General features: G+C 60.7%; 23 protein-coding genes. 10 read left to right on the plus strand and 13 right to left on the minus strand.

From position 1 onward, the window contains the following. Positions 1–3 precede the first annotated feature (3 nt). A complete protein-coding gene (locus BLW24_RS24025; RefSeq protein WP_090387516.1) occupies positions 4–1,467 on the plus strand; it encodes a TrkH family potassium uptake protein in 1,464 nt (487 codons plus the stop codon). 8 nt (positions 1,468–1,475) lie between these two features. On the opposite strand, the gene BLW24_RS24030 is transcribed toward BLW24_RS24025, so the two are convergent. Next, the gene (locus BLW24_RS24030) at positions 1,476–2,477 is read right to left on the minus strand and encodes an AraC family transcriptional regulator (RefSeq protein ID WP_090387517.1); all 1,002 of its coding nucleotides are present in this window, start codon (positions 2,475–2,477) and stop codon (positions 1,476–1,478) included. A 157-nt stretch (positions 2,478–2,634) separates the two neighbouring features. Between BLW24_RS24030 and BLW24_RS24035 the strand changes: the two genes are divergently transcribed. Beyond that, the gene (locus BLW24_RS24035) at positions 2,635–2,952 is read left to right on the plus strand and encodes an Mpo1-like protein (RefSeq protein WP_090387518.1); all 318 of its coding nucleotides are present in this window, start codon (positions 2,635–2,637) and stop codon (positions 2,950–2,952) included. A gap of 169 nt (positions 2,953–3,121) precedes the next feature. After that, entirely contained in the window at positions 3,122–4,510 is a 1,389-nt protein-coding gene (locus tag BLW24_RS24040; protein WP_090387519.1) for an adenylate/guanylate cyclase domain-containing protein, read from the plus strand. Here BLW24_RS24040 and BLW24_RS24045 read toward each other — a convergent pair. Both BLW24_RS24045 and BLW24_RS24050 read right to left on the minus strand, forming a co-directional pair. Then, the gene (locus tag BLW24_RS24045; RefSeq protein WP_090387520.1) at positions 4,503–5,561 is read right to left on the minus strand and encodes a glycosyltransferase family 4 protein; all 1,059 of its coding nucleotides are present in this window, start codon (positions 5,559–5,561) and stop codon (positions 4,503–4,505) included. The genes BLW24_RS24040 and BLW24_RS24045 overlap by 8 nt on opposite strands. Next, a complete protein-coding gene (locus BLW24_RS24050) occupies positions 5,558–6,376 on the minus strand; it encodes a UDP-2,3-diacylglucosamine diphosphatase (RefSeq protein ID WP_090387521.1) in 819 nt (272 codons plus the stop codon). The genes BLW24_RS24045 and BLW24_RS24050 overlap by 4 nt, the downstream gene beginning before the upstream one ends. Before the next feature lie 125 nt (positions 6,377–6,501). Here BLW24_RS24050 and BLW24_RS24055 point away from each other — a divergent pair, with 125 nt between their 5' ends. The 3 genes from BLW24_RS24055 to BLW24_RS24065 all read left to right on the plus strand — a co-directional run bounded on the left by BLW24_RS24055 (position 6,502) and on the right by BLW24_RS24065 (position 8,543). Next, on the plus strand, positions 6,502–7,251 hold the full coding sequence (locus BLW24_RS24055) for an AraC family transcriptional regulator (RefSeq protein WP_090387522.1): 750 nt from the start codon (positions 6,502–6,504) through the stop codon (positions 7,249–7,251). Positions 7,252–7,359: 108 nt separating this feature from the next. Beyond that, entirely contained in the window at positions 7,360–7,695 is a 336-nt protein-coding gene (locus tag BLW24_RS24060) for a tRNA-binding protein (RefSeq protein WP_090387523.1), read from the plus strand. Beyond that, entirely contained in the window at positions 7,692–8,543 is an 852-nt protein-coding gene (locus tag BLW24_RS24065) for a DMT family transporter (protein ID WP_090387524.1), read from the plus strand. The genes BLW24_RS24060 and BLW24_RS24065 overlap by 4 nt, the downstream gene beginning before the upstream one ends. Here BLW24_RS24065 and BLW24_RS24070 read toward each other — a convergent pair whose 3' ends face one another. The 7 genes from BLW24_RS24070 to recQ all read right to left on the minus strand — a co-directional run bounded on the left by BLW24_RS24070 (position 8,544) and on the right by recQ (position 17,787). Next, positions 8,544–8,831 carry an Rdx family protein gene (locus BLW24_RS24070; RefSeq protein WP_090387525.1) on the minus strand — a complete coding sequence of 96 codons (288 nt, stop codon included), beginning with the start codon at positions 8,829–8,831 and terminating at the stop codon, positions 8,544–8,546. A 113-nt stretch (positions 8,832–8,944) separates the two neighbouring features. Continuing rightward, complete coding sequence (locus BLW24_RS24075) at positions 8,945–10,990, minus strand: motility hub landmark protein FimV (RefSeq protein ID WP_090387526.1); 2,046 nt, start codon at positions 10,988–10,990, stop codon at positions 8,945–8,947. 261 nt (positions 10,991–11,251) lie between these two features. Next, positions 11,252–12,655 (minus strand): DHA2 family efflux MFS transporter permease subunit, encoded by a 1,404-nt coding sequence (locus BLW24_RS24080; protein ID WP_090387527.1) that lies wholly within the window; start codon positions 12,653–12,655, stop codon positions 11,252–11,254. Next, a complete protein-coding gene (locus tag BLW24_RS24085; protein WP_090248226.1) occupies positions 12,655–13,089 on the minus strand; it encodes a MarR family transcriptional regulator in 435 nt (144 codons plus the stop codon). Before BLW24_RS24085 ends, BLW24_RS24080 begins: the two co-directional genes overlap by 1 nt. A 92-nt stretch (positions 13,090–13,181) precedes the next feature. After that, on the minus strand, positions 13,182–14,198 hold the full coding sequence (locus tag BLW24_RS24090) for a DUF2804 domain-containing protein (protein ID WP_090387528.1): 1,017 nt from the start codon (positions 14,196–14,198) through the stop codon (positions 13,182–13,184). Between the two features lie 211 nt (positions 14,199–14,409). Next, positions 14,410–15,573 carry a GGDEF domain-containing protein gene (locus tag BLW24_RS24095; protein WP_090387529.1) on the minus strand — a complete coding sequence of 388 codons (1,164 nt, stop codon included), beginning with the start codon at positions 15,571–15,573 and terminating at the stop codon, positions 14,410–14,412. Positions 15,574–15,660: 87 nt separating this feature from the next. Then, entirely contained in the window at positions 15,661–17,787 is a 2,127-nt protein-coding gene (recQ, locus tag BLW24_RS24100; RefSeq protein WP_090387530.1) for a DNA helicase RecQ, read from the minus strand. A gap of 166 nt (positions 17,788–17,953) precedes the next feature. On the opposite strand from recQ, the gene BLW24_RS24105 reads away from it, so the two are divergent. From BLW24_RS24105 to lapD, 4 genes are all read left to right on the plus strand, one after another. Beyond that, a complete protein-coding gene (locus BLW24_RS24105) occupies positions 17,954–18,541 on the plus strand; it encodes a UPF0149 family protein (protein WP_090387531.1) in 588 nt (195 codons plus the stop codon). A gap of 9 nt (positions 18,542–18,550) precedes the next feature. Beyond that, positions 18,551–18,949, plus strand: a complete 399-nt coding sequence (locus BLW24_RS24110) for a YbaN family protein (protein ID WP_090387532.1) — start codon at positions 18,551–18,553, stop codon at positions 18,947–18,949. Positions 18,950–19,040: 91 nt separating this feature from the next. Then, positions 19,041–19,733: a cysteine protease LapG gene (lapG, locus tag BLW24_RS24115; protein WP_090387533.1), complete on the plus strand. Its 693-nt coding sequence runs from the start codon at positions 19,041–19,043 to the stop codon at positions 19,731–19,733. A 9-nt stretch (positions 19,734–19,742) separates the two neighbouring features. Next, a complete protein-coding gene (gene lapD / locus BLW24_RS24120) occupies positions 19,743–21,692 on the plus strand; it encodes a cyclic di-GMP receptor LapD (protein ID WP_090387534.1) in 1,950 nt (649 codons plus the stop codon). A 79-nt stretch (positions 21,693–21,771) separates the two neighbouring features. Here the strand turns inward: lapD and BLW24_RS24125 are convergent, their stop codons facing one another. From BLW24_RS24125 to BLW24_RS24135, 3 genes are all read right to left on the minus strand, one after another. After that, positions 21,772–23,178 (minus strand): sigma-54-dependent transcriptional regulator, encoded by a 1,407-nt coding sequence (locus BLW24_RS24125; RefSeq protein ID WP_090387535.1) that lies wholly within the window; start codon positions 23,176–23,178, stop codon positions 21,772–21,774. Positions 23,179–23,184: 6 nt separating this feature from the next. After that, entirely contained in the window at positions 23,185–24,393 is a 1,209-nt protein-coding gene (locus BLW24_RS24130) for a sensor histidine kinase (RefSeq protein ID WP_090387536.1), read from the minus strand. Between the two features lie 185 nt (positions 24,394–24,578). Further along, a complete protein-coding gene (locus tag BLW24_RS24135; protein ID WP_090387537.1) occupies positions 24,579–26,051 on the minus strand; it encodes a sigma-54 dependent transcriptional regulator in 1,473 nt (490 codons plus the stop codon). Positions 26,052–26,256 lie beyond the last annotated feature (205 nt).

Genomic DNA, 26,256 nt, shown 5'->3' on the forward strand with positions numbered 1-26,256 from the left:
TAGATGGCTTGGCCGACCTTACGGATCATCGCGTTTATCAATGGCATCTTTCTTCTGACCCTGGCGATCAGCATGGCCGTTCCCATGCTGACCCTGATGCTGTTTTCGCGACCTGACGAACTCAACGCCTTCCTCTGGTCCAGCCTGATCACCTTTATCGCGGGCATCGCGGGCATCGCGATGATTGCCCAGGGCCGCCCCAAGGATGTGCAGCTGCGTCCACGCGACATGTATTTGCTGACAGTGTCCAGCTGGATACTGGTGGGGCTGTTCGCCGCCCTGCCCTTTATGTTTTCCCAGCACCTGGGCGTGACCGATGCGGTGTTTGAAAGCATGTCAGGCATCACCGCCACCGGCGCCACGGTACTGACCGGGCTGGACAGCATGTCGCCGGGCATTCTGATCTGGCGTTCGCTGCTGCACTGGCTCGGCGGGATCGGTTTTATCGCCATGGCCGTGGCGATTCTGCCGATGCTGCGAATCGGTGGTATGCGCCTGTTCCAGACCGAATCCTCGGACCGCTCCGAAAAGATCATGCCGCGCTCGCACATGGTCGCCAAGTACATGATCGCGGCCTACTTGGGGATCAGCCTGCTCGGCTGCCTGGCCCTGTGGACGGCGGGCATGGGGGTATTCGACGCGATCAACCACACCATGTCGGCCATCGCCACTGGCGGGTTTTCCACCTCGGACCAATCGGTGGGCAAATGGACCGAGCCGGCGGTGCACTGGGTCACCATCGTGCTGATGATTCTCGGCAGCGTACCGTTCGTGCTGTATGCCTCAATGCTGCGTGGCAACTACAAGGCATTGATCAGAGACCAGCAGGTACGTGGCTTTCTCGGCATTTTGTTGAGCACCTGGCTGCTGCTCGGCACCTGGTATTACCTGAGTACCGAGCTGCATTGGCTCGAAGCTATTCGCCACGTGGCGTTCAACACCACCTCGATCATGACCACCACCGGCTTTGCCCTTGGTGATTACACGCTGTGGGGCGGCTTTGCCGGCATGCTGTTCTTCTACCTGGGGTTTATCGGCGGTTGCTCGGGCTCAACCGCAGGGGGGCTGAAGATTTTCCGTTTCCAGGTCGCCTACGTGCTGCTCAGGGCCAACCTGATGCAACTGATCCACCCGCGCGCGGTGATCAAGCAGCAGTACAACCGCCATCACCTGGATGAAGACATCGTCCGCTCGATCCTGACCTTCTCGTTCTTCTTCACCATCACCATCGCTGTGCTGGCCCTGGGTCTGACCCTATGCGGCCTGGACTGGATCACCGCACTCAGCGGCGCGGCCAGCACCGTTTCCGGCGTAGGCCCCGGCATGGGCCCGATCATCGGGCCGGCGGGCAACTTTTCCAGCCTGCCGGACACCGCCAAATGGCTGCTGACCTTCGGCATGCTGCTCGGCCGCCTGGAAATCCTCACCGTGCTGGTGCTGATGTTGCCGGCCTTCTGGCGACATTAAGTACGTTTTTACATCCGCGCCCGGTACTCGCCCGGCGTGGTGTCAAACCAGCGACGAAAGGCGCGAAAGAAGTTGCTCGGGTCGGAAAACCCCAGCAGATAGGAAATTTCCAGCAAAGTCAGATTGGCCTGCCCCAGATATTGGCCAGCCAGCTCACGGCGCGTGTCATCCAGCAGGTGCTGGTAGCTGGTGCCTTCATCCTGCAAACGCCGTTGCAAAGTACGCTCGGACAGCAGCAGTGCCTGCGCCACGGTTTCACGCTTGGGCTCGCCCTGGGGCAGCAACCGGCACAACACCTGGCGCACCTGATGAGTCACCCGCGTACCGGAAAAGCGGGCCAGGTAATCGCCGGCAAAACGGTCATGCAGCTGCGCCAATGCCTCATTGGCCGACGGTAATGGCGCATCCAGATCAGCCCGCTCGAACAGCAAGGCATAGTGCTCGGCGTTGAATTTCAGCGGGCACTGGAATACTTCGTCATAAGGCGCAAGGTCCTCCGGAGCCGGTCCCATCAGACTGACCAGCCGCGGGCGCAGCGGTTTGCCGGTCAGCCAGCGGCAGAAGGCCAGGGAGTGCGCCAGCGAGGCCTCGGCGCTTTGCCGCGCCGAGGGCAGCCGATCACCGTGGATCGCCAGAAGCATTTCATAGCCTTCCGGGGTGGGGTGAAAACTGAGATCGGCACCCTCGCCGATGATCCGCTGATAACGCACCAGCCGGGCAAAGCCTTCCTGCAGGTTACGACTGCTCATCACCGCATAGCCCACCACGTTGAACGATGATGGCCGCAGGATCTTCGCCATGTTCAGGCCAATGGCCGGATTGCCCGAGGCCTCCACGGCCAGATGCCAGAGCCGGGTCATGGCGTCCTGAGCAAAGCGCGCATCAGAGTCGTTCAAGGCGGCATAGTCGAGCCCCAGCTGGGCAAACAGGCTGCGGCAATCAACACCGCCCAGTTCCAGGGCCGCGACAATGCCCGAGGCCCAACTGGATGAAGTGGTACGTTCGCTCATGACGTGTTCTGTTCTTATTAGGGAGTCTGAAGGGCGACAGAAGGATACTAAACTGGCACCTAATGTCAGTGGCCCAGCGCGTCACTCGACCTAGACTGCAAGTAAGCCGCCATAGCCGCAAGTCTGGTGGTGGTCAAAAGAATAAGAGGAGGCCCCGATGAGCACTGAAACCCGCGAACGCTACAGCAGCTTCGCCGAGTTCTACCCCTATTACCTGCAGGAGCACAGCAACGCCACCTGCCGCCGCCTGCATTATGTCGGCAGTTTGCTGGTGCTTTGTGTACTGGGCTATGTCCTGGCCACTCAGCAGTGGCTGTGGCTGCTGGCGATACCGCTGATTGGTTATGGCTTTGCCTGGGTCGGCCACTTTGTTTTCGAGAAAAACCGTCCCGCCACCTTTGACTACCCGCTTTATTCGCTAATGGGCGACTGGGTGATGCTCAAGGATGCCTTTACCGGACGCATCAAGTTTTAAAGCCCTCCTCGAGCGACCGCTGGCTCAGGTGGCGCTGCCGTTCGGCTGCCGCGCTTGGCGGTTGTGGTGGGCTTGGTTATGATCCCTCGCTTATTTTGCGCAGCCAGTACGGTGCGCTCCCAGGCGCCCAGCAGAGGTGCCAGACGAGCAGCAGGGATAGTCCCATCGGATGAATGTCAAAAGCGCCCCCCGAATTCCCGCACTGCCGGCACCGCCGCTGCGTGAGTACTACTCCCGCGTCCTGGCCTATATCGCTATCGCTGCCAGTATTGCCGCCGGTACTTACACCCAGCATTTCGGTTACGACATTCTCTGGATGGTGCCCTACGCACTGCTCTACCCGCACCTGGCACACCATCTGAGCCTGCGTTTCAAACGCGAGCATCCGCAACGCACCACCCTCAGCCTGCTGTTTATTGACGCTCTGCATGCCGGGGGAGCACTGGCCCTGCTTGGTTTCTCGGTGGTTCCCAGCCTGATGTCATTGCTGATTCTGCTGTTCAGCTCCTTGGTCATCGGTGGCCTACGTCACCTCGCCCTTGCATCGTTGATTGCGCTGAGTGGCACGGTATTCTGTGCAGCGCTGCTCCAGGTCAAGCTGAACATCAACACCCCACCATTGGTGGCATTGGTCAGCATCTTTTTTACCACCCTGTACATCTGTATCACCGCTTACTTTGTGCACCAGCAGGGCCTGCGCCTGAGTCAGGTACGCAACGAGATCACCCGCGAGCAGGAAAAAGCCGCACGTCTGGCGCGCAATCTGGCCAAGTACCTGTCACCACAGGTGTGGGAATCGATCTTCACCGGCAAGAAAAGCGTGCGCCTGGAAACCCAGCGCAAGAAGCTCACGGTGTTTTTCTCAGACATCAAGGGCTTTACCGAGCTGGCCGAAGAACTAGAAGCCGAAGCCCTGACCGACCTGCTCAACACCTACCTCAATGAAATGTCGAAGATCTGCCTGAAATACGGCGGCACCATCGACAAATTTGTCGGTGACTGCGTGATGGTGTTCTTCGGCGACCCCAGCAGCAAGGGCGCCAAGAAGGATGCGGTCAATGCAGTGTCCATGGCCATCGCCATGCGCAAGCATATGAAGGTACTGCGCCAGCAATGGCGTGCCCAGGGCATCACCAAGCCGCTGGAAATCCGCATGGGGCTGAACACCGGTTATTGCACCGTGGGCAACTTCGGCGCCGATACGCGCATGGACTACACCATCATCGGCCGCGACGTGAACCTCGCCAGCCGCCTGGAAAGCGCTGCTGAATCCGGTGAGATCCTGATCTCTCACGAGACCTATTCGCTGATCAAGGACGTGATCATGTGCCGCGACAAGGGTCAGATCAACGTCAAGGGCTTTACCCGCCCCGTGCAGATCTACCAGGTGGTGGACTTCCGCCGCGATCTGGGCGCCACATCCAGTTACGTCGAACACGAACTACCCGGCTTCTCCATGTACCTGGACACCAACGGTATCCAGAACTTCGACAAGGAAAAGGTTATTCAGGCCCTCAGTCAGGCAGCCGATAAGCTGCGTGACAAGGTGATCATGTAAGCGCTTGATCACGCCCTACTGCGCGTAAGTCCGGCACAACCGGCATGCACAACTCACCATCGAGCAACGGCTGCTGCGCCAGAAATTCCAGCGCCGACGCTCGCCAGGATTGCCGCGCGGCCAACTCGGCGCAACGCCCGCGATCCAGGCTCAAGGCCGCCACACAGGCCGCACGCAAGTCCTCATGCATGACCCCGCTGATACCCCCCTGCAACACATCTAGCGGCCCGGCCACTGGAAATGCCGCCACTGGCGTACCGCAAGCCAGGGCCTCGAGCATCACCAAACCATAGGTATCGGTGCGCGAGGGGAAGACCAGCACACTGGCGTTCTGAAACGCCTTGGCCAGCGCCTGACCATGCTGATAGCCAAGAAAACCCACCTGCGGATAAGCCGCCTGCAGTACCTCGCGCTGCGGGCCATCGCCGACCACCAGTTTCTGCCCCGGCAAATCGAGGGCAAGAAACGCCTCGATATTCTTCTCCGGCGCAATCCGCCCGACATACAGAAACACCGGCTCAGCCAGGTTTGTCGGCGCCAGCGGCGGACAGAACAGCCGCGTATCGACCCCCTTACGCCACAGCACCAGGCGCTTGAAGTCCCAGCCGGCAAACTCCTCACGCATGCGCTCGGTGGTCACCAGCACCGCCTGGCTCGGTCGGTGAAATGCGCGCAGAAAGGCATAGCCCCAACGCAGTGGAATCCAGGGCCAGCGGGTGTACACATATTCGGGGAAACGCGTATGGATCGCGCTGGAAAACGCCAGGCCGCGCTTGCTCAGCCAGCGCCGTGCTGCCCAGCCCAATGGCCCTTCAGTAGCCAGGTGCACGCAATCCGGCTGAAATGCACGGATCGCCGGACCAACCCGCCAGAGGTTCCATACCAGGGGAATTTCCGGATAACTGGGGCATGGCCGCGCGCGAAAGTCCGCCGGCGACAACAACTTGACCTGATGGCCGAGGCCGCGCAGTTCGCTGATCAGCGCCTGGAGGCTGGTGACCACACCATTGACCTGCGGCGACCAGGCGTCGGAGACGATCAGAATCCTCACAGGGCCGGCTCGGCAGCCACAACGGGAGCTGCTTGCAGCTGGCGCGCCTGATCATCAGCCAGGCGATACAGTTCGATACTGCCATCCAGATGTTCGATCAAGGCGGTGCAAGACTCAACCCAGTCGCCGCAGTTCATGTACTCGACATCCCCCATCGGGCGAATCTCGGCGTGATGGATATGCCCGCAGACCACGCCGTTGAAGCCGCGCTTGGCACACTCGTGGACGATGGCTTCTTCAAAGTCGCTGATAAAGTTCACCGCCGTCTTGACCTTGTGCTTGAGGTACGCCGACAGCGACCAATAGCCATAGCCATAGCGGCTACGCCAGTAATTCAGCCAGCGATTGAGGGTCAGGGTGAACTCGTAGGCCGAATCGCCGAGAAAGGCCAGCCAGCGGTGATAGCGGGTAATCACGTCGAACTGGTCACCGTGAATTACCAGCAGCCGGCGACCATCGGCAGTGAAGTGCTCGGCCTCGTCGACCAACTGGATATTGCCGAGCATCAGACTGGAGTAGCGGCGCAGAAATTCATCATGGTTGCCGGTGACATAGATCACCTCGGTGCCGCGCTTGCTCATGGTCAGCAGGCGGCGGATCACGTTGCTGTGCGACTGCGGCCAGTACACCCCGCTGCGCAGCTTCCAGCCATCGATGATGTCACCGACCAGGTAAATCTTGTCGGTCTGGTAGCGCTTGAGAAACGCTGCCAGGTGTTCGGCCTGACAATCCCGGGTGCCCAGGTGCACATCGGAAATCCACAGGGTACGGACACGTTGCTTGCGGCTGGGCTTGGCGAGCTGAGCGCTGGTCATGGACGACCTCCGGCGGGGTTTGCTCGAGTCTGCGCAGACGGGATGAAAGGTGCATGACAGCGCCATGGCAATTCGGTGACAGCCTCTAAAGGGTATAAACTGGCTGACCGAACAAGGAGCCCACCATGTCCTCGCTGCTCTCGCTGCGCCACTACAGCCATGAACTGCTCAGCCACAGCCATGACCATGCGCAGCTGGTGTTTGGCCTGAGCGGCCTGCTGGAGTTCGAAGTGGCCGGCCAAGGCAGCCAGGTAAAACGTCAGACCCTGGCCGTGGTGCCTAGCGATGCGCAGCACGCCTGTGGCAGTAAGAACGGCAGTCACTGCCTGGTGCTCGACGTACCCTGTGAAGGCTGGCTGCAACAACAGCTGGGCCGGCATCTGGATGCCACCCGCCGTCTGCTGGAAAAACCTGCCGCGGTCAGCCTGAATCCCGCGCAGAGCCAGTTGGTCAGCTGGCTGGCCGCCAGCCCAATCAACGACCCGGTAATTGCCCAGCAAGGCGCCGCTCTGCTGTTGGCCAGCCTGGCCAATGGCGAACTGCCCGCTCATGTAACCAGTCGCCTGCCGCTAACGGCGCTGGATGCATACATTGATCAACATGCCGCACACCCGCTGCAGGTGGCCGACCTGGCACGCCTGGCCGGCCTCTCGGCTGCGCGTTTTCATGCACGCTTTCTCGCTGAAACCGGGCAAACGCCAATGGATTACGTACGCAGCCGCCGTCTGCAGTTGGCGCGCCAGCTGCTGCAAGGCAGCAACCTGGCGATTGGCGAGATCGCCGCACGGGTTGGCTACAGCTCACAAAGTGCCTTTAGCGCCGCCCTGTTGCGGCATCTCGGCGTTACACCCCGACAACTGCGCCGCACTGATTGATTCACCGACGCTTACCGACGAGAGCCTGGCGACAAAACCCGCGACGCCTAAGACAGACAAGGACGCAGATAGGCACCTAGACTGCCCGGCAGAATCGAGGAGTCGCCTATGCAAAGCATCGAATGGCAGGATTTCGAAAAAGTGGAGCTACGCGTAGGCACCATTCGTGCAGCCCGCCCCAATGAACAAGCCATAAAACCCGCCTACGTGCTGGAAGTGGATCTCGGCAAGCTGGGCATCAAGACCTCCAGCGCCCAGCTCACCGCCCACTACAGCTGCGAGCAGCTCGTCGGCCGCCAAGTGCTGTGCGTGTGCAATTTCGCCGCCAAGCGCATCGCCGGCGTGCGCTCAGAAATACTGGTGACCGGCGTGTATGACGCTGATAACAACGTAGTGCTGGCCGGCTTCGACAAAACGCTACCAAACGGTGCACGCCTGGCATGAATCAACGTAATGCACTGTGGGCGATCCATCTTGGCGCCCTGCTGTTTGGACTATCGGGCATCTTCGGCAAACTGGCGAATACCACGCCGCAGATGATCTCCGCCGGCCGCGCCATCTTCGCCGTGGCGGCCTTGTTGCTGTTCGCCAAGCTGATCAGCAACGCGCGTCTGGTCCGCCTTGGCCTGCGCCAGACCGGCCTGCTGGTCCTCGGCGGCTTGCTGCTTGGCGGTCACTGGTGGAGTTTTTTCGAGTCTGTGCATATCTCTGGCGTGGCCATCGCCACCCTCGGCTTTGCCAGCTTCCCGGCCTTTACCGTGCTGCTGGAGGGACTGCTGTTCAAAGAACGCACGCGGCCGGTCGAATACGCCATGGTGGCGCTCGTATGCCTGGGCCTGGTACTGGTCACCCCGGATTTCGACCTGAGCAGCCAAGCCACCAGCGGCCTGCTCTGGGCTGTGCTGTCCGGCCTGCTATTCGCCCTGTTGTCGCTGCTCAACCGCGCCAGCACCCGTGGTATTGAGCCCGTCCAGGCGGCGCTGTACCAGAATCTCACCGTGCTGCTGGTATTCCTGCCGCTGGCCTGGCCGACGCTGCCCAGCGTACAGGCTCAGGACTGGTTGTGGATGGCCATGCTTGGGATCTTCTGCACGGGCCTGGCACACAGCCTGTTCGTCGCCAGCCTGCGGGTACTCAAGGCACGCACTACGGCGGTAATTTTCGCCCTGGAGCCGATCTACGGAATTGCCTTCGCCTGGCTGCTGTTCAGCGAAGTGCCAACCCTGCGTATGCTCGCCGGCGGGCTGCTGATTATCAGCGCGATCTTTCTATCGGCGCGGATGGCCAAGTGATCAATAGCTGCGGTCGTTGTGACCCATATCCCGCGCCGGATCGATCTGATCACGCACGCGCTGCTTGAGCACCTTGGCCTCGGGAAAACCGCCATCGGCCTTGCGCTCCCAGATCTGCACACCATCACAGGTGATGCAAAACACCCCGCCCGTACCGGGTTCCAGACAAACCCTGGACAAATCATCGGTAAACGTCGACAGCAGCTCTTGCGCTAGCCAGGCAGCACGCAGCAGCCACTGGCACTGAGTGCAATAGGTGATGACTACTTCGGCTTTGGGGCTGGACATTGGCAGGCTCGCGCAAATGAAAGGTCGATGATAACGCGCAGCAGCCTAGCCTCAGTACAAGAAAAACGCCCGCGTACCAGAGGCAGGCGGGCGTTGAGTGACAGCATCTTGCATCAGGCGATTTTTGCCAGCAGCTGACGCGCTTCCTGCTTCTGCTGTTCATCGCCTTCGTTGATCACTTCATTGAGGATTTGGCAGGCACTGTCCAGACTGCCCTGTTCGATATAGGCCAGGGCCATATTCAGCTTGGACAGGTTTTCGCTGTTGCTGGCCAGTTCATCAAAATCGTCCAGCAGTTCCACATCGAGCACGTCACCGCCCCAGCCATCGCTGGAGGTTTCTTCCACCAGCATCGACTCGGCAAACGGACTGCGGGCATCACGGCTGCCGGACAGTTCGAAGATATCCGAAGTCTTGCGCTTGGCCGCAATACTGCTCTCGGCCTTGTCCGCCTCCTTTTTCGGCGCAGCTGGGGCAAAGGGGCTGACCAGATCCCAGTCGGCATCCAGCGACATGTCGTCCAGATTGAGCTGGCCATCATTGGCAGCATCCACCAACGGCTGCGCCTCAACCTCATCCAGCTCCAGCACCACATCGTCCAGCAGACTGGCCGGCGGCGCGCTGAACAGCTCGGCATGCCGCGCCTTCAACTCGTCGATCCGTGCCGGAGTAAAGCCGGATGCCCGTACCAAGGCCTCGTGGGCGATAAAGCCCTGGGTATCACCCAACAACGCCAGCACTTCCAGCAGACGAAAACCAATATCACTGCGCTGCGGCTGCGCCTCCCAGGCCTTGCGCAACGTACTGGCGGCTTCATTCAGGCGGCCATAGGCTATATACACGTTGGCACTTTGCAGGGCATCGTCACCCGCTGCCGGCCATACCGGCCCACCACGCGGCACCTCGCGCACATTGAGGGCCACTGCCGCTGCCGGTGCGACCGCTACAGCTGGCGCAACACTTGGTGCCTTGGGCATGACTGGCTTCAGTGCAGCTGCAACCGCAACAGGTGCTGGCTCAACGGGTTTTCTGCTACGCCAGAACAGGCCAGCCACACCGGCCAGTAACAGCGCCAGCATACCGGCAATAATCGCCAGCCAGTTGCTACCTGACTCCGCCGCAACCGGTGCGGTTACCGCAATCGGAGCAGGCACAGCCGCGGCACTTGCTGCGGCGCTCGCACGGCGCGCGGCCAACTCGGCCTGCAGGCCAGCAATCTGTTGATCCCGCGCCGCCATCTGCTCCTGCAACTGCTGCACCTGCAGGCCCAGCTGCGCCAGGCTCTGTTGCAATTGCAGCGTCTCACTGATTTGACTGGCCAGCTCCTGCTCGACGCGGGCCTGTTCCTGAAGCAGTTGCTCTGCCGGCAGCTGAGCACTAGGCACAGCCACAGTCTCGGGCGCAGCAGTTGCCGCGACTGCAGGCTCGACCACGGCAGACGGCACACTCACAACACTATCGGGCAACAGCAATTGCGCACCTGCACGCAGGCGATTGATATCGCCATTGATAAAGGCCTGCGGATTAAGCGCATGGATGTCATTCATCAGCGCCTGGGCCGCCACCTGTCCAGTATCGTCGGCCAGACGCGTGGCTATCTTCCACAGGCTGTCACCGCTGACCACGCTGTAGCGATTACCCTGCTGCGCAACCGGCATTACTACCGGGCGCACAGGCGCAGCAGTGGTTACACGGGGCGCGGGTGTGACAACAGCTGGCGCGCTGGATGCTGCAGGCGCAGCCAGGCTGCGGTAGGCGGCAGAGCTGGGCGGGTCGAGCAGCACGGTGTACTCGCGGTACAACTGGCCATTGGGGCGCACCACTTCGACGATAAAGTTCAGGTAGGGCTCGCGCACCGGCTGCGTCGACACCACGCGAATCACACTCTTGCCGCCCCGCAGCAACGGGGTAAAGCGCAGGTCATTGAAGAAATACAGGCGATCAACGCCGGAGCGGCTAAACACTTCGGCAGGCGCCAGGCGCACGCGCATGTCTTCAGCGGTCAGGTCGCCCACATCAAACAATTCGATTTCGGCATCCAACGGCTGACTGAGCGCCGAATGCAAAGTGATTTCGCCCAGGCCAAGTGCTGGAACAAGCCCAGAATACAGGGCCGAGCTGGATGCCAAGCCGATCAGTAACTGACGAACCTTTGCCATAAAAACGCTCCCGTTGAATCCGCTCCTGCACCCTCGCCACTTCACGTCCAAGGCGTGCGCTTCCAGCGCTTGCGAAAGTATAGAAGACGGCAAATACGGCCTTGGGACTACGTTCCGTGTTTAACCCGGCTGGTGCATGGCAATAATTACGGCGCACTGAATAGACAAATGCCAATCGCCGCTTGGCAAAAAGCCACCACAGGTGCAAGCATAGGCCCGCAGTCAATAAAATGACAACTCCGTCACACTACCGTTTAGCTGTCAGCGCCTTGTCGATTTGACGCCCCAGGCCGCCAGAACAGTGATAGCGAACACCCCGGCCACCAGCCAGAAACTTTGCTTGAAGGCGAGCATCTCCGCGAAGTGATCGCCGCCTTCAGCGCTGTGTCGCCACTCCAGAAAGAAGGTCAGCAGATTGACCCCAAATGCGCCGCCTAGCTGACGGACGAAGGTAATAGCCCCCGCGTCCTGAGCCAATTCTTCGGGGCTGAGGATATCCAGTGAACCGGTACTCAAGGCCGGCAGCAATACGCCCAGGCCAATGCGCCCAACGCAGGCCCAGAAACACAGCTGGACAAACGAGGCACCCTGCTCGACCCAGGCCAGCCCCGCTGCCGACAGCGCAAAGATCAACAGACCGGCACTCAGCAGCACGGCGGCAGACAGCCGATCACTGAGCCAGCCGCCGAGAAAGGACGCCATGCCCATCAAGATCCCCGCCGGTAACAGCAGCAACCCCGAACGTCCGGCGCTGAAGCCTTCAACGGTCTGCAGATACAGCGGAATCAGGTAGGTCGAACCATAGAGCCCCAGACCTAGCGTCAACGCGACCCAACTGGCGCTGCGAAACCCGGCATGCCGCCACAGTGCCAAGGGCAGCAGTGGCTGAGCAGCGCGCCGGCTGCGCAGGATAAAGGTCACGCCTGCCAACAGCGCCACGCAGCCTGGCAACCAGACCCGAGGCGCCGTCCAGGCAAAACGCTGCGCCTCGGCCAGAAAACCCAGCGCGGCAAATATCGCCACACACAGCCAGGCAAAGGCCTGAATATCCAGACGCGGCGTATTGCGCTCACGCTCGCTGGGCAGCAACCACTGCCCAGCGAGCATGGCCAGCAGACACATAGGTAGCGGCATCCAGAAGATCGACGGCCAGCCGAAATGGTCGACCAGATACCCGCCAATCCCCGGCCCCAGCGACGGCGCCAGCATCACCCCCAGGCCGTATATGCCCAACGCCACTCCGCGGCCACCATCGGCGAATACACGAAAGATCAGCACCATGGCCAGCGGCTGTACGGTTCCCGCACACAGCCCCTGCACGATGCGCAGGGCAATCAACTGCCAGGCGGCGTGCGCCACCAGCGCCACCAATGAACTGAGGATAAACAGCAGCAGGCCGAGTTGCGCCGTACGCCGCGCGCCGAAACGCGCCTGGGGCCAAGCGGCCAAGAGAAGACCGGCAGTCATGGCGGCGAGAAAGCCGGTGGACAGCCACTGCGCCAGCGGCCGGCCGATGGCGAAATCCGCCATGATTGCCGGCAAGGCGACATTGATACTGGTGGAGGCCAAGACCATGGCCATGCTGCCGACCATCAGCAGTGCCAGCAGCCACTGCGGGTAACGCGGACCGAAGTGTTGCTGCAGGCTCTGCAGGTCGTCACGCATCAGCGTTTTTCCAGGTTACTCAACACCTGGGCGTGGACCTTCTGGCAGCGACGCAATTCGTCTTCATCAATACCGGCAAAGACTTCCTGGCGCAGTTGTGCGGAGATCGCTTCGATCTTTTCAATCAGCGGACGGGCCTGTGGGCTGAGGGCAATCTTCTTCGCGCGGCGGTCTTCCGGTACCGCCTGACGGCTGACCAGCCCCTGGGCTTCCAGACTGTCGAGCAGACGCGCCAGAGTCGGCCCTTCAACGCCGACGCTCTGCGCCAATTCACGCTGGGTCGGTAATTCGGCAAAGCGCCCCAGGTGCAGCAGCACCAGCCAGCGGGCTTGCGACAGCCCCAGGCCAACTAGGCGGCGATCCAGTTCGGCGCGCCAGGCACGGGAAAGTTGGGCAACTTGCATGGCAAAGCGGTGTTGATCGGTATGCGACATGGACAACGGCTCTTAACTATAAAAAACTAATTATTAGCCAGCTAACCATAACCCTTTTAACGAGGCAAGCCTGTAGAAGGTCTACAACCGTTTCACCACTTTACATACTGGTCTTCGACAAAGCCCCAGAGGTTGTCGATCCGCACTTCGGGTCTACCAGTCGGGCGCAGCACGCCAGTGAACTGGCCGAATATCTGTTTGAAGTTACTCGCCAGCAGCCCCACATTCAGCCGTTCCTTATGCAGGCCACGCCCCTCGAAGCGCAGCTCCACCTGACCGTCATAGGAGTTGATCAACCAGGGCTGCAGTGGCTGATCGCGATCAAAGGCAAAGCGCACCGTATCGACCTTGAGCAACTTGCCATCCAGCCAGAAGCAGTTTTCGGTAAAACTGCTTTCATTGACCCCGCAGGACAGGTTCAGCCCGACCCGCTGCTCGCCCGCCTGACCGGATAGACATGCCCAGTTCCAGTGAGTTTCCGGGCGCATATAACCGGCCGACCAGTCGTGGTGAGCAAATGCGCCGATCTGCGCCAGGTCGAAATCCCCCAGCGCACTGCGCACCTGCCCCGTGCAACGCACCCCCGCTACCTTCTGCGCATAGACCCAGCCATTGACCGCTGTAGGCGTGTTGATGCACATCGGCTGAAAAGCCGGCTGCTCCTCAGAAAAGCAGGCGTCGATACGGGTGCCGTCATCCAGCTCCACCAGCAGGCGTTTTTCCCGAGGCGAGGCGTTGTTCTCTAGGCGCAGCAGATTGCCGCCACTGCGCACCTCGCACACGCCCTGATCCGGGGTCTGCGAGAACTGGCTGCCAAAGCCCAGCGGCAGCTTGAACTGGCGCTCGATCATGCGCCCGCTGGCCGGGTGGAACAGATAGACAAAACCTACGCCCAGCAGGCTGAGGTTGGCCAGCGCGCAGCCACCAATCAGCTCATCACTGATCAGACCGAAATACTGGAATTGGTGAAAGCGCCGCCACTTGGCCAGGGCACCCAACTTGCGCCCCATGGGCGAGCGGAAATCAAAATCGCGGTAATTGATCAGCCCCGGCGCGGCGGGAAAGATGCCGTAATGCGGCTGGCCGTTGGCCTGAATCAGTCGGTCCATGGGGCAATTCACTCAAGGAAACTGCCGGGGATGCTAGCACCGGGGTTCATCTGCCGACATTCACCACACGCGCCAAGCGCAGCGGCAAAATCGGCCACAACGGTGTAGGTTGGGTTGAGCTGCGCGAAGCCCAGCAGCGCTGTCCGGCCTGGCCTCGGCGTAACGCCCAGCATTGCCCGTTGGGCTTCGTCGCTGCACGCCTCAACCCAACCTACGCCACAACCTGATTGCGGCCAAACGCCTTGGCCTCATATAGCGCGCGATCCGCATGCTCGTAGAACTGCGCCAACGCCCCACCTGCAGCTGGCTGGATGCAGGAAATGCCAATCGACATGGTCAGCATACTCGCCGTATCCGAGCCGGCATGTTCGATATTCAGAGTTTGCAGGGTCTGGCGCAGTGCTTCGGCGTGGTGCCGTGCTTCGACTTCGCCGATGTCATAGAGCAGCACGGCAAACTCTTCGCCGCCCAGGCGCACAGCCATGTCCAGCGGGCGTCGCGCGGCGTCCTGCAGCAGACTACCAATGCGTTGCAACACGTTATCGCCGGCCTGGTGGCCGTAGTGATCGTTGTAAGCCTTGAAGTGATCAACATCGCAGAGCAGCAGCGCCAGGCTGCGATGCTCACGCTGCGCCTGACGCCACAGGCGCTCGAATTGGCGGTTGAAGCTGCGCCGATTGTGCAAGCCGGTCAGGCTGTCGTGATCAGCCAATACACGCATCAGCCGGCTGATCAGAAAATGCTCGCGCGACTTGAACTCCAGTAGGTAACAACCCACCGCGCCCATCAGATTACCGAACAGCAGAAACAGGGTGTTATTGATCAACCGAGGCACCGGCAAGCTGGCAACCAGCAGCTCGACGCAGACGTAGACCAACAGCACCAGCAAAGAGCAACACAACGCTTCAATCAGCCGTAGCCCCGCGAGAAAGTATGCGGCCATGCAGACCAGCAACAGCCCCTCATAGGGGTAGCTAGGATCAACCCGATGGGCAATGCCCACCACAAAAGACGCAGCTGCTCCCAGCGCCAACAGGCAGACCAGACTCAACGGTTGCAGTAGATAAATATGCTTGCGCTGAATCAGCAGCCCGCCGAATAGGCACAGCAACAATAAAACAGCGAGACGGATGGCCAACATCCACCACACCTCGGGCGCCTTGAACAGGACGAAATCGAACGCGGCAAAGGCCAGCCACACCAGAATGCCCACGACCAAGGCAATGCGTTTGAGGTCGAAAGTGTCGTCACGCACATAGTTGCGATACTCCTGCTCCAACGGCCGGGAGAAACGCAATAGACGAAAGCCCAAGGCGAGCTGATCCGCGTAGGGGCTGGGGCGAACATCGTCTAGCCAGGCATGGGAAAGCGGCACCGGAACCTCTGCAGCTGGGTGGCTGAAAACACCTTAGTCGCTCGTACTCAGTGCCACAAGATGAACCGGCAGACAGAGGCAAGCCACTCAGGCCTCGAATTCCGCCTGCAAGGCCGCTCGCACGCAGTGCAGGATGCCCAGCTCAACCCGTCCGGCAAACTGCTCGCTGACCGCCGCTACCGGCGGCAGCTCACCCTCACCATCGAGGAAGGCATCCTGAATCTCACCCAGCAATGCCTCGGGCACATCCAGCGCCTGCTCCAGGGACAACTGCTGACGACCAATGGCTTCGGCCAGCAGGCCATAGACATTCTTTTCACTGCAGCTGAACTGGCTGGCGATCTGTGCTGGGGTCATGCCGGCGCGGGCCAGGCTGACCAGCTCATGGCGCAAATCGACCACCGCACGCGGCGCTTCATCATCCGCCCCAAGCACGGCCAGGAAGGCCTCGCCATACCGCTCCAGCTTGCGCGCACCAACGCCACTGACCCGTGCCATCTCGGCCAGGGTGCTGGGCTTGCTGCGCAGCATCTCCAGCAAGGTGGCATCCGGAAAAATCACATACGGCGGCACGCCATGTTCTTCTGCCAGTTTGCGCCGCAATGCACGTAGGGCTTCCCACTGGCCACGCTCTTCGCCACGCACCAGCTGGCTGGCGGCGCTGCTGAAGGCCTTGGCACTTTGCTGCGGTTTCAGATCTCGGCGCAGCTGTAGGCTGACCTCGCCCTTGAGCAAGGGCCGGCAACTGTCAGAAAGGCGCAGACCACCAAAGCCTTCGAGATCGACATCAGCCAGCCCCCGCGCCACCAACTGGCGGAACAACGAACGCCACTCACCTTCAGCCAGCGCCTTGCCGATACCGAACACCGCCAGATGCTGATGCCCTACACCGCGGATCTTGTCGTTGTCGCGACCAAGCAGCACGTCTACCAGATGGCCGACGCCATAACGCTGGCCGGTCCGATAGATCGCCGACAGTGCCTGGCGCGCCGGCTCGGTGGCATCCCAGGTCTGCACACCATCGATGCAGTTGTCGCAATGGCCGCAGGGCTGCGGCAGGTCTTCGTCGAAGTAGGCCAGCAACGCCTGGCGTCGGCAGCGGGTTTCCTCACACAGCGCCAGCATGGCATCGAGCTTGTGCTGCTCGACGCGCTTGTGCCGCTCATCACCCTCGGAGTTGTTGAGCATCTGCTTGAGGAAAATCACATCCTGCAGGCCGTAGGCCATCCAGGCATCCGCCGGCAGGCCATCACGGCCGGCGCGACCGGTCTCCTGGTAGTAGGCTTCTAGGGATTTCGGCAGGTCGAGATGGGCGACAAAGCGTACGTTGGGCTTGTCGATGCCCATACCAAAGGCAATGGTCGCCACCATGATCAACCCTTCCTCGTTGAGAAAGCGCTTCTGGTGGTAGGCGCGTAGCTCATTGGTCAGGCCAGCGTGATAGGGCAACGCGGGGAAGCCTTGCTCGGACAGGAAGGCGGCCACCTCCTCGACCTTCTTGCGCGACAGGCAGTAGACGATGCCGGCATCACCCTTGCGCGCCGCGAGGAAATTCAGCAACTGCTTGCGCGGCTGCTCCTTGGGCACGATGCGGTAGAAGATGTTCGGCCGATCGAAGCTCGACAGAAAGCGCTCGGCATTTTGCAGATGCAGACGCTGGACGATTTCCTCACGGGTGCGCATGTCTGCCGTGGCAGTCAGGGCGATGCGCGGCACATTGGGGAACAACTCGGCCAACTGCCCCAGCTGCAGATACTCAGGGCGGAAATCATGCCCCCACTGCGACACGCAATGCGCTTCGTCGATGGCAAACAGGGCAATCTCGAGGCTCTGCAGAAAGCTCAACATGCGCGGCTGCACCAGCCGCTCGGGGGCCAAGTAGAGCATCTTGATTTCGCCGCGTTTGATCCGCTCGGCGATCTCGCGTTGCTCATCGGCGCTCAAGGTGGAATTCAGTGCCACCGCAGCCACACCCAGCTCATCCAGGGTGGCGACCTGATCGTCCATCAGCGCGATCAACGGCGACACCACCACCGCCAGGCCTTCACGCAGCAGGGCCGGCACCTGAAAGCACAACGATTTGCCGCCACCAGTGGGCATCAATACCAGGGCATCACCGCCACTGGCCACGCGCTCAATAATTGCACCCTGACGGCCACGAAAGCTGTCGTAGCCGAATACGTCTTTGAGGATGCGCTGCGCGTGTTCGAGCATGAAAGGTCTCCGAAACAAGCCGCGCATTATACGCAAGTGCCGCGTGGGCACGCGCCGGCATGCTGGAGTTTGATCCGAATTTCACCGGCCATGGCCTGCGGCTATGGCCGCTGTGACCGCTCTAGACTAGAATTCAGCCTCGTTTACTCCCTCAAGGTAGCCCCCGATGTCCTTCGCCGAGCAACTCTCCCGCCTGCAAGCCTTCCTCGATGCCGATGAGCTGCATGAGGATGCACTGGACTACATCGCCGCCCACGGCTACCTGACCGCCCTGTCGATCTGCCCGGAAAAGGTGCCAGAACGCGAGTGGATCGACGCGCTGTTCTCCGAAGCGCCGCATTACCGCAGTGATGCCGAGCGTGAAGAGATCGAAGCGACCCTGATCCAGCTGCAAAGTCATATCGCCCGCCAACTGGCCAGCGATGATGATCCGGAAGTGCCGTGCGAGCTCGACCTGAGCGAAGAGCCGGACGATTCCGACCTGCGCGGCTGGTGCATCGGCTTTATGGAAGGGGTGTTCCTGCGTGAAGCCGTGTGGTTCGACGACGCTGAAGATGAAGTCAGCGAACTGCTGCTGCCGATCATGGTCGGTTCCGGCCTGTTCGACGAACAGCCTGAGTTTGCCGAGATCGCCCGTGATCGCGACCTGGTTGACAGCATGGTCGAGCAGATCCCCGAGTTGCTGACTGCACTTTTCCTGCTGTGCAATGCGCCGGAAGAAAAGCCGGCCCTTCTGAAGCCTCGCCACCACTAAGCACGCGCCATGGCGCGTGAGATTCAGGAGCAGCGCAACCCTGCCCTTCGCTATGTTCTGCTGGCCATCGGCTGGCTGAGCGTGGCGCTGGGAGTGGTTGGCATTTTTCTCCCAGTCCTGCCTACCACGCCTTTTCTGCTGCTGGCGGCTGCCTGTTTTATGCGCAGCTCGAAGCGTTTCTACCTGTGGCTGGTCAATCACCGCCAGCTTGGCCCGTGGATCGTCGACTACCTCGAAGGTCAGGGTATTCCGCTCAAGGGCAAGGTCTACGCCATCGGCCTGATGTGGCTGAGCATCGGCCTGTCGTGCTACCTGGTGCCACTGTTCTGGGCCAGGGCCTTTATGCTGACCAGCGCGGTACTGGTCAGCCTGTATATCCTCAGCCAGAAAACTCGGAACAAAGTCTAAGCACCACGCCAGCCGACATTCGGTATATTCAGCGCGGCAAAAATCAACAGCAACACCTAGACTTTCCCAATCTTCGGTCGAGGCGCGGTACATGCCACCCCGTAAGCTCACTCATGGATGGTTCAAGCGCCTCAACCGAGCGTTGCTGGGCGGCTGCATCCTGCTGATCGGCCTGGCCAGCGCCCTGGCCAACTGGGACTTCGGCGTGATCCTGAAAAATGCCGAAAACCGCTACGGCAACCTCGGCGCCGCCAAACAGCGCATCCAGGCCTGGGAAGCACAAATCAAGGCCAGTGGCAGCAGCAGCGAAAGAGACAAGCTCACCGAGGTCAATCGCTTCTTCAACCGGCAGATCCGCTTCACCGATGATATCCGCCTGTGGAAACAGAACGATTACTGGGCCACGCCCATCGAGATGCTGGTCAAGGGCTCTGGCGACTGTGAAGACTATTCCATCGCCAAATACTTCACCCTGCGCCGCCTCGGCATTCCCAGCGACAAGCTGCGCATCACTTACGTCAAGGCACTCAACTACAACCAGGCGCACATGGTGCTGACCTACTACGCCAGCCCCGGCGCCGAGCCATTGGTGCTGGACAACCTGATCAATGAAATAAAACCCGCCTCGCAGCGCAAAGACCTGCTGCCAGTCTACGCATTCAACGCCGAAGGGCTCTATCTCGCAGGTTCCAATAGCAAAAAGAGCGATTCCAAGAAGCTCTCGCGCTGGCAGGACATCTTGAAAAAAATGCGCACGGAGGGCTTCGCCATCGGCGAAGGCTAGGAGGAACCTATGTCTCTACTCAAGCAGCTATTTCTCGCCATCTGCCTGTTCCTGGTCGTGGCCTTTACTGGGAGTTTTATCGCCGGAGTGGAAAGCTCCCGCGAGCAACTGCTCAGCCAGCTGCGCTCCCACGCCCAGGACGCCGCAACCGCACTGGGCCTGTCGATGACGCCACACGTGGATGATCCGGCAATGATCGAACTGATGGTCAGCTCGATTTTCGACAGCGGCTACTTCACCAGCATCCGTGTGGTGCGCATCCCCAATGACGAAGTGATAGTCGAACGGCGCAGCGACGATGCCAGCGCCGAAACCGTCCCGGTCTGGTTCAGCGAGCTGGTCGACCTGCAGCCCCAGGGCGGCGATGCGCTGATCATGCGCGGCTGGGAACAGGCCGCGCGGGTCGAGGTACTCAGCCACCCGCAATTCGCCCTGGCCAAACTCTGGGACAGCGCCATTGGCAGCCTGATCTGGCTACTGCTCTGCGGCCTGGTCAGCGCCATACTCGGCGGCTGGCTGCTGCGCACCCAACTGCGCCCATTGGACAACATGGTGCAACAGGCCCAGGCCATCACCCGCCGCGAATTCCTCACCCTGCCCAAGGTGCCGCGCACCCCGGAGCTTAAACGCGTCGTAACCGCCATGAACCAGATGGTGGAAAAGCTGAAAACCCTGTTCGCCGAAGAAGCCGCGCGCAGCGAAAAACTGCGTGAAGAGGCCTATCAGGACAGCATCACCGGCCTGGCCAACCGCCGCCTGTTCGATATCCGTCTGGCCCACCAACTGGTGGTCAGTGAGCAGAATGCCGAAGGTTATCTGCTGCTGTTGCGGGTCAACGACCTCGGCGGGCTCAACCAGCGCCTCGGCGGCCAGCAGACCGACGCCCTGATTGCCGCCATCGGCGAACTGCTCAAACGCCTGCTCAACCAGACCAACCGCTCGGACTGGCTGGCCTCACGCAGCCGCGGCGGCGAATTCAGCCTGCTGGCCCCGGGAATCGGCAGTGAAGAAGCCGATCTGCTCGCCGGCGAGCTGCACACTGGCCTGGAAAGCCTACGCCAGACCGGCGCCAGCGACTGCACGCCGGTGGCCCATATGGGCATTGCCGCCTTCCGGCCAGGCGAGGAACCCGGCCAGGTCATTGGCCGCGCCGACCAGGCCCTGGCGCAAGCGCAGAACGACCCGAGTCGCGACTGGGTACGTTTGGATGATTACAACGCACAACCGACTCAGGGCTTGCACGAATGGCGCACCTGGATCGACGACGCGCTGAACAAGCGCAAGCTGCAGCTGTATTTCCAACCCGTCACGCAGTGTGCTGATCGCAATCGGCTGCTGCACCACAAGGTACTGGCGCGTCTGCTTGACCCACAAGGCGAAGCGATTGCCGCCGGCCGCTTCCTGCCCTGGATCGAACGCCTGGGCTGGACCGCGCGCTTTGACCTAGCCATGCTCGAACACAGCCTGGCGCACCTCAGCCAGCATGCGGCGCCACTGGCCCTCAGCCTCTCGGCCGCGACCCTGCGCGATAGCGAAACCCTCAATCGCATGTTCGACATCCTCCGCCAGCACCCACAGCAGGCCAGCCTGCTGACTCTGGAAGTGGACGAACGCCATCTGCCGCCGGCGGCCGAGCTGGAAGCGCTTAGCCAGGGCGTCCGTGAAACCGGCTTCAGCCTGGGTCTGCAGCACTTCGGCGGGCGTTTCAGCCTGATCGGCAACCTGACCCACCTGGGTCTCGCCTACCTGAAACTCGACGGCACCTATATCCGCGCTATCGACCAGGAAAGCGACAAACGCATGTTTATCGAGGCGGTGTTCCGCGCCACCAACAGCATCGACCTGCCATTGATTGCCGAGATGGTGGAAACCGAGGGCGAGCTGGCAGTGCTCAAGGAGCTGGGGCTGTACGGCGCAATGGGCCGCCTACTGGGGGCGCCGGAACCGTGGAAAGACTGATCCACTAATGCAAACGGGGTAGTCCGATTTACGGCCTACCCCGATCAAGTACAGCGCTTAGAGCCCGGCAAACAGCGGCTCAGCTGGCAAACAGATAACCTTCCACATCCATGCCTGCATCACGCATCTGCGCCAGTTTGTAGCGCAAGGTGCGTGGGCTGATGCCCAGGCGCTCGGCGGCTTCCTTGCGACGGCCACGCTCGGCACGCAGGGTATCGATAATCATCTGAAACTCATGCCGACGCAGATCATCGCCCAAGGCGCCAGCTTCTGCCTGTGAGGCGTCCTGCTGTGCAGGTGCACTATTGACCACCACTGCCAACAAGGGTTGTGCGGGCGGCGTAACGGCCGCACCAATAGGTGCCAACAGACAGAGATCCTGCGGCTGAATCAGGCCGCCCTGCTGCAGAATCAGCGCACGCTGAATGGCGTTATCCAGTTCGCGCACATTGCCTGGCCAGCTATGGCTCATCAGGCTCATCTGCGCCGGCGGGGAAAGCCGAATCGGCGCGTGGTTCATTTTCTTCACGTACTTAGCCAGTAAGCGCTCGGCCAGCGGCACGATGTCCGCCGGACGCTCACGCAGTGGCCGCCAAGCCAGCGGAAAAACCGACAGGCGATAGTAGAGGTCCTCCCGGAAACGCCCCTCCGCCACTTCAGCGGCCAGATCGCGGTTACTGGTGGCCAGCACACGGATATCCAGGGTAATTGGCTTGCGCGCGCCCACCCGCTCCACCTCACGCTCCTGCAGCACGCGCAACAGCTTGGCCTGCAAGCCCAGTGGCATTTCAGAAATTTCGTCGAGCAGAATGGTGCCACCTTCGGCCAGTTCGAACTTGCCCGGCGCGCTGGCGATTGCCCCGGTAAATGCACCTTTCTCGTGGCCAAACAGTGTGGCTTCGAGCATGTTGTCCGGAATCGCCGCGCAGTTGATCGCAATGAAGGGTTTGCTGCCACGTGGCGACTGCTGATGGATAAAACGCGCCAGCACCTCTTTACCGGTGCCGGACTCGCCGGTGATCAATACCGTAGAATCACTCTGCGCCACCCTTGTGGCCAGGGCCAGCAGCTGCACGCTGGCCGGTTCCTCAGCAACCGGACCGTCCTGCTCGCTGACAGAAACCCGGCCCAGCGCATGCCGATCAACCAGCGTCAGTAAAGCTTTCGGCTCGAATGGCTTGACCAGGTAATCCGCTGCCCCCTGACGCATGGCATCCACTGCCCGCTCCACCGCGCCGAAAGCCGTCATCAGCAGCACCGGCAATTGTGGCTGGCTCTGGCGAATCTGCGCCAACAACTGGTGACCATCCATGCCGGGCATATTTACATCACTGACCACCAGGCCAAACGGCTCTTCGGCAATCGCCAGCAGCGCCGATTCGGCACAATCCACCGCTCGGTAGTCATGCCCACCCAACGCCAGGGTATCGGCCAGTGCCTCGCGCAATGCACGGTCATCTTCGACCAATAGAATTTTGCTCGCCATGGATGGTTACTCCTGAATCAAGGGGTGCGTAGCACCAAGCAGCGGCAAGGTGAGAATGGCGCACGTGCCACGTCCCGGCCGCGAACGCAGCTGCACATCGCCCTGATGGGCGCGCGCCACTGCCTTGACCACGGCCAGGCCAAGCCCGGTACCGGTGGTTTTGGTGGTAAAGAAGGGTTCGCCAAGCCGTGCCAGCGTCGCGCTATCGATGCCAGGGCCGTTGTCGCTGATGCACAGACGCAGCGTTTCACCGCGCTGATAGAGATGAATCTTCAAGCGCGCCTCACGGCCGCCGGCCTGAATCGCGTTTTCGATCAGATTGAGCACGGTGCCCACCAGGGTGTCGCGGTTGCACAGCAACTCGCCCGCGCGGCTGTCGCATTGCCAGCGCACCTGCATATCCAGCACATGGGGCTCGGCGGCGCAGCGTAGCGCGTCAAACAGCGCCTTGGGTGCCAGACGATCCGGCAGCGGCAGCTCACCCCGGGCGAAGATCAGCATGTCGCGCACCTGATGCTCCAGCTCGTGCAGACGCTCTTTCAAGCGACCGGCAAAGCGCTGCTGCTGCTCAACCGGCAGCACCTGTTCAGTCAGATGACTGGCGTAGAGCAAAGCGGCAGAGAGCGGCGTACGAATCTGGTGAGCCAGAGAAGCGACCATACGACCGAGGGCAGACAAACGCTCGTGGCGAGACAATTGATCCTGCAAGCGTCGGGTTTCTGTCAGATCAGTCAGCAGCACCAGCTGGCCAGGTTCGGCGTGCAGTGAACGGGTGGCAATCGACAAGCGCCGGCCATCTTTCAGCGAGATTTCGTGGCCGTCATCCTCACGCGGGGAAAAGTTGCGCGCGATCACCTGGCGCCAGAGCATGCCCACCAGCGGCTGGCCAAGCAGATTACGCGCCACCGGATTGGCCTCACGCACCACACCCTGCCCGTCGATCACGATCACCCCACCGGGCAGCAGATCCAGCAGACTCTGCAGGCGGTGAGCCAGACGCTCTTTCTCGGCCAGCTCCTGCATGCGCTGAGCACTGACCAGCGCCAACTGGCCCTTGAGCTCAGTTACCCGCGCCTCCAGCATGCTGTAGCTGGTGCTGAGCTGAGTCGACATCTGGTTGAACAAGGCAAAAGCCTGTTCGAGCCCGGCACGGCTGGCCTGCTCCACAAGAGCGGGCGTTTCGGATTCTTCAGGGCGTTGGGCGTTAGCGTTCATGGTTCTCTCTCGCGCAGCGAGCCGTCATAAGACAGTCAGTTACAAGAGAGATAGCAATACCCGTGCCTGAAAAAATATCCTTTTAAATCAACGCCATAAAAAACAAAGCCGAAGGTTTCGTCAAACCTTCGGCTTTATTGGAGGGGCAAGCGCCAAGTCACTGACGATTGCCTGACACAGAAAGGTCAGTCGTCCAGTCCCTCATCATCACGCCGGCTCATACCGTACTTGCGCATTTTCTCAACCAGGGTGGTGCGGCGAATGCGCAACCGCTCGGCGGCACGCGCGACAACACCACTTGCATCATCCAGGGCTTGCTGAATCAGACCCCGCTCAAGGTTACCCAGATAGTCCTTCAGGTCCAAGCCTTCCGGCGGCAGCATGGCCATCGAATCCACACCCGGCAGGCCGGCCAGAATCGTGGCGCGCTCATCCAGCTCATCACGCAGACTCGCCACCATGCTCTCGTCTTCATCATCAACATGGCGAAATTTCTTCGGCAGCTCGCCCACACCAATCACGCCATAGGGATGCATGATCGCCATGCGCTCGACCAGGTTCGCCAGCTCGCGCACGTTACCCGCCCAGTCATGCCGGCACAGCGACATGATGGCCACCGAGTTGAAGCGGATAGAACCCCGCTTCTCGAACTCCATGCGCGAGATCAGCTCATTCATCAGCAGTGGAATATCCTCGATGCGCTCACGCAACGGGGCCATCTCGATCGGGAAGACGTTGAGGCGGTAATACAGATCCTCACGGAAGCTGCCGTCCTCAATCATTTTTTCGAGGTTTTTGTGGGTAGCCGCAATGATTCGTACATCGGCGCTCTGGGTCTTGTTACTGCCCACGCGCTCGAAGGTGCGCTCCTGTAATACGCGTAGCAGCTTTACCTGCATCGGCAGTGGCATGTCGCCGATTTCATCGAGAAACAGAGTGCCGCCATTGGCCAGCTCAAAACGCCCAGCCCGGCTGGTGATCGCACCGGTAAATGCACCCTTCTCGTGGCCGAACAGTTCGCTCTCAAGCAACTCGGCAGGAATCGCGCCGCAGTTGACCGGCACGAACGGCGCCTCACGACGCTTGGAGTGGTAATGCAGATTGCGCGCGACCACTTCCTTGCCCGTACCCGATCCACCAAGGATCAGTACGCTGGCCTCGGTATCAGCCACCTGCTGCATCATCTGCCGCACTTGCTGAATGGCTCGACTGGTGCCGATCAGACTACGGAACAGATTGGTCTCACGCTGACGGCCACGTTCGCGGGCCTGATCGTACATCTCGCGGTAAACCTGGGCACGATGCAGAGAATCGAGCAGCTTGTTGTAGCTCATCGGCATTTCCAGCGTCGCCAGCACACCACGGCGCTGTTCTTCCGGCCACTCGGCCGCAACCTGATCGTTGATCAGCAGCGTCGGCAGAAACTCATCCCAGACGGCCAGCTGTTTAAGCATTTCCAGCACGCCACCTTTGGCTTTCACTTCGCCAAGCAACACGCTGAGCACTTCACGGCTGGACGCCAACTCTGCAACGTATTGACGCCAATTCTGGCTATCGCAGGCCAGATGATCTTCACCGAGAAAATTCAAAATTACCGTCAGGTCACGACGGCGCTCGCTGTTATCGTCAATCAGGAGAATTTTGGTTTCACGCCACATAATTTATTTACTGATCCTGGAGTGAAAAACGCGCCCCGCCCAAACACCACTCGAACTAGCGCCGGCAATTGGCCACTAGTTAAGTCAATTTTTTGTTAATAGTCAATTTTATGGCGTGCTTTTTATTATGTCCGCCAAGCAGACTAAGCAGCTGTTTAATAAAGAAGGGAAAGATCGTGGCAAAGCACAGGCCAACACCAGAAGG

Source organism: Pseudomonas anguilliseptica (assembly GCF_900105355.1).
GTDB classification, from domain to species: Bacteria; Pseudomonadota; Gammaproteobacteria; order Pseudomonadales; family Pseudomonadaceae; genus Aquipseudomonas; species Aquipseudomonas anguilliseptica.

Excerpts from the sequence above, each read along its gene's own strand:
- BLW24_RS24025 (WP_090387516.1), top strand. The coding sequence starts at position 4 with ATGGCTTGGCCGACCTTACGGATCATCGCGTTTATCAATGGCATCTTT.
- BLW24_RS24030 (WP_090387517.1), bottom strand. The coding sequence starts at position 2,477 with ATGAGCGAACGTACCACTTCATCCAGTTGGGCCTCGGGCATTGTCGCG.
- BLW24_RS24035 (WP_090387518.1), top strand. The coding sequence starts at position 2,635 with ATGAGCACTGAAACCCGCGAACGCTACAGCAGCTTCGCCGAGTTCTAC.
- BLW24_RS24040 (WP_090387519.1), top strand. The coding sequence starts at position 3,122 with ATGAATGTCAAAAGCGCCCCCCGAATTCCCGCACTGCCGGCACCGCCG.
- BLW24_RS24050 (WP_090387521.1), bottom strand. The coding sequence starts at position 6,376 with ATGACCAGCGCTCAGCTCGCCAAGCCCAGCCGCAAGCAACGTGTCCGT.
- BLW24_RS24055 (WP_090387522.1), top strand. The coding sequence starts at position 6,502 with ATGTCCTCGCTGCTCTCGCTGCGCCACTACAGCCATGAACTGCTCAGC.
- BLW24_RS24060 (WP_090387523.1), top strand. The coding sequence starts at position 7,360 with ATGCAAAGCATCGAATGGCAGGATTTCGAAAAAGTGGAGCTACGCGTA.
- BLW24_RS24065 (WP_090387524.1), top strand. The coding sequence starts at position 7,692 with ATGAATCAACGTAATGCACTGTGGGCGATCCATCTTGGCGCCCTGCTG.
- BLW24_RS24070 (WP_090387525.1), bottom strand. The coding sequence starts at position 8,831 with ATGTCCAGCCCCAAAGCCGAAGTAGTCATCACCTATTGCACTCAGTGC.
- BLW24_RS24075 (WP_090387526.1), bottom strand. The coding sequence starts at position 10,990 with ATGGCAAAGGTTCGTCAGTTACTGATCGGCTTGGCATCCAGCTCGGCC.
- BLW24_RS24080 (WP_090387527.1), bottom strand. The coding sequence starts at position 12,655 with ATGCGTGACGACCTGCAGAGCCTGCAGCAACACTTCGGTCCGCGTTAC.
- BLW24_RS24085 (WP_090248226.1), bottom strand. The coding sequence starts at position 13,089 with ATGTCGCATACCGATCAACACCGCTTTGCCATGCAAGTTGCCCAACTT.
- BLW24_RS24090 (WP_090387528.1), bottom strand. The coding sequence starts at position 14,198 with ATGGACCGACTGATTCAGGCCAACGGCCAGCCGCATTACGGCATCTTT.
- recQ (WP_090387530.1), bottom strand. The coding sequence starts at position 17,787 with ATGCTCGAACACGCGCAGCGCATCCTCAAAGACGTATTCGGCTACGAC.
- BLW24_RS24105 (WP_090387531.1), top strand. The coding sequence starts at position 17,954 with ATGTCCTTCGCCGAGCAACTCTCCCGCCTGCAAGCCTTCCTCGATGCC.
- BLW24_RS24110 (WP_090387532.1), top strand. The coding sequence starts at position 18,551 with ATGGCGCGTGAGATTCAGGAGCAGCGCAACCCTGCCCTTCGCTATGTT.
- lapG (WP_090387533.1), top strand. The coding sequence starts at position 19,041 with ATGCCACCCCGTAAGCTCACTCATGGATGGTTCAAGCGCCTCAACCGA.
- lapD (WP_090387534.1), top strand. The coding sequence starts at position 19,743 with ATGTCTCTACTCAAGCAGCTATTTCTCGCCATCTGCCTGTTCCTGGTC.
- BLW24_RS24125 (WP_090387535.1), bottom strand. The coding sequence starts at position 23,178 with ATGGCGAGCAAAATTCTATTGGTCGAAGATGACCGTGCATTGCGCGAG.
- BLW24_RS24130 (WP_090387536.1), bottom strand. The coding sequence starts at position 24,393 with ATGAACGCTAACGCCCAACGCCCTGAAGAATCCGAAACGCCCGCTCTT.
- BLW24_RS24135 (WP_090387537.1), bottom strand. The coding sequence starts at position 26,051 with ATGTGGCGTGAAACCAAAATTCTCCTGATTGACGATAACAGCGAGCGC.